Below are 2,885 nucleotides of genomic sequence, written 5' to 3' on the forward strand. Positions count from 1 at the left end.
TATCAGATACTTGAATCATGGCTTTCTTCACTACTGAAACTTCATATCCTTTCTCAGTTAAACCAGACTTAACATTGATACTACTTACACCCATAAAACAAATATCAGCCTTAATAGCAGATAGCACCTGAACTACATCCATACCAATAGTAACCATGGCATTTTTTTGTAATTTTCCACCAATAAAAATTAAATCAATATTGGGGTGTTGAGACAATTGCATCGCAATAGGTAAACTATAAGTGTAAATTGTAGCTTTTAATTCAGAGGGAATTAATTTTGAAAAGACCAAATTAGTGGTACCACCACTCATAATAATTACTTGTCCGTCATGCAATAAAGACAATGCTTTTGTCCCTAAAGCTATTTTCTTTTTTTCGTTTAGAATTTCAATATCAAAATGATTCTTATTCTTATCAGAAACGGGAATACCACCACCGTATACTTTTTCAAGCAAACCTTGATCATGCAAAAGTTGTAAATCTCTTCTAATTGAATCCTCTGAAACCGACAATTCTACAGCCAACTCTATAGTATTTACACTTTGATTTTCGGCAAGTTTTTTAATTATATATTGGCAACGTTCCTTTTTTAACATATCAAAAATTATAATGTTTTCACAAATATATCAATAACACCCATTATAATCGAAGATTGTTGCATTATTTTTCAGTATTTGAATAATGGAAATTCAAAACTGATATTCCATTATTTTCTATATCGATACTTCAGAATAATAGAGCACAGTCAAAAAAATAAAACTTATTTTAACCTAAAAAAGTGTATGAAATATTTATAAAAAAAACGAGTTGCTATAAAAGCAACTCGTTCAATTTAAAAACAAAACAAAAATTAATTAGCTGGATTAGCTGGTGTGTTAGGATTATTAAAACGCTCAGAATCAGGATAAGGATACCAGTTTCTATTGCGCTCAGCTCCAGGAGCTCCTGCTCCAGGGCGATTAAATCTTCGAGTATCTTCGAGTTTCAATCCTGACATAAAAAGTTCTATACAACGATTTCTGTATATTTCAGTTAACAAACTTGGTTGGTCAACAGTACCAGAATAGGCTGGTAGATTTGCGCCTACACCCCAAGCGTCAGCAGCAGCAGTTTTTTGCAAAACTCTATTGATTTCAGTCACTGCCTCTGGTAATTGATTTTTACGTGCTAATACTTCAGCTCTAATCAAAATCATTTCACCAGGAAGATATACTGGAACAGAACTCGTTAAAGCTCCCCAAAATCCTGCACCTCTAACTGCAGAAACAGTTGAAGTTGGGTTAATATAAAAATTAATTCTTCCATCAGCTGCATTAGGTTGTAATGAAGCTGGAAGTCCAAGTGACCTTCCAATAGGTTGGTAATTATTAGCAACTAAAAAAGCTGTTGCGGCAATAGCATTTTGATTTACAGCATCGTATTGGAAGCCAGAACGGACTGTCAAATTAACTAGTGTCGCATGTTCAAAAGCTTTATCTAAATTTCCTGAAATTAAATAAAATCTAGCCAAAAGCGCATTAACAGTATTAGTATAATTAATTGTGCTAGCAATACCAGTAAAACCAGTTGCACTAGGCAAAGATGATTTTGTGTCCTCCAAGGTTTTAATCACCTCAGCTAACACCTCAGCTCTTGAATTGAAAACTGCATTTTTAGCTGTTGAAATGGGAACTCTTTCAAAAAATTGAATTAAGTTACCAAGTGCAAGCGCTTTAAAAATAGAAGCATGAACTAACACAGTTGCTTTTTCAACAGGTACTGTTAAACGATTAATATTAGTAATTACCTTTTGAGCTTCTGCATTTAAAATTAAACTTTGCGCCCAAATATTCGATACAATACCATTATTTGGAAGTACTTCTCCTGTTCCTGAATACAAAGCAACCTCATCTAAATTTCCTGCTTGTGGCACACCTAATTCATTAGTTGTAAAACCATTTCCAGTAATCAGAGCATATCCAAAAGGACTTTGTCTACCAACACTATAACGAGAGGTAAGTCCATTTGCAGCGCCAATCAAACCATCACGTGAAGAAAAAACATCTTCTTCTGAAGCACGAGTTGGGTCTAAAAATTCTTCGTCACATGAGGTTAAAAACAAGCTCATGAAAACCGATACTATTATAAATTTTTTCATTTTCATTTGTATTAAAATTTAAACTTAAGTGCTAATGCAATAGTTCTTGGAATTGGAATTGTTCCAAAATTATATCGTGCTACTGCAGATTGTCCTCCTGAATTTACTTCAGGATCATAGCTTGTAAATCTATCCCATGAATAAAGATTTCTACCACTTAGATTAACAGTAAAATCTTCAAAGAAATTGTTTACTTTACCAAAAGAGTAGTTAACAGAAACCTCTCTTAATTTTAAATAACTACCATCTACAACTCTAAATTCTTCAATAGCATAAATAGAGTAAATATAACCTCTTGGTAATTCACCTTTCAACTCTTTTGCTACTAATTGTCCGGCTCCTGTACCTTGACGTGTTCTGTAGTCGGCATCAAAAATATCTCCACCACTCACTCCATCAAAAAGTAACGATACTCCCCATTTCTTATAATTTATGTTCGTTCCAAAAGCATAAATAAAATCTGGATTTGGATCCCCAATTTCTTTAGTTAAAACATCTCCAAATGGCTGACCACTTGAGTTTCTCTGTGGCTGACGAGTTGCAGTGTTCCCTCTTTCAGTTTGTGGCAAACCGTTTGGCTGCAACAATAAACTTCCGTCAGGATTACGAGCATAATAACTTCCGAAATAAGTTCCAATCGGACGATTAAGTTGCACTGCAACCGGAGCACCTGCTGGATTAGAATCTAACAAAAAGAAAGGCTGATTCAGTTTAGTCACTTCGTTTCTATTGCGGCTCATATTACC

General features: G+C 34.2%; 2 protein-coding genes and 1 pseudogene. All 3 read right to left on the reverse strand.

Annotated features, from left to right (window positions below; translation table 11 throughout):
* On the reverse strand, nucleotides 1-598 hold a 598-nt coding region (locus ACIQ6Z_RS09840; protein WP_396210702.1), incomplete at its 3' end, for a DeoR/GlpR family DNA-binding transcription regulator.
* A 254-nt stretch (nucleotides 599-852) separates the two neighbouring features.
* Nucleotides 853-2,139 carry a carbohydrate-binding protein SusD gene (locus tag ACIQ6Z_RS09845; RefSeq protein ID WP_396210703.1) on the reverse strand — a complete coding sequence of 429 codons (1,287 nt, stop codon included), beginning with the start codon at nucleotides 2,137-2,139 and terminating at the stop codon, nucleotides 853-855.
* Nucleotides 2,140-2,150: 11 nt separating this feature from the next.
* Nucleotides 2,151-2,885: pseudogene (locus ACIQ6Z_RS09850) on the reverse strand (SusC/RagA family TonB-linked outer membrane protein); the annotation flags it as partial.

This window comes from Flavobacterium sp. (genome assembly GCF_044376915.1).
GTDB lineage: Bacteria > Bacteroidota > Bacteroidia > Flavobacteriales > Flavobacteriaceae > Flavobacterium.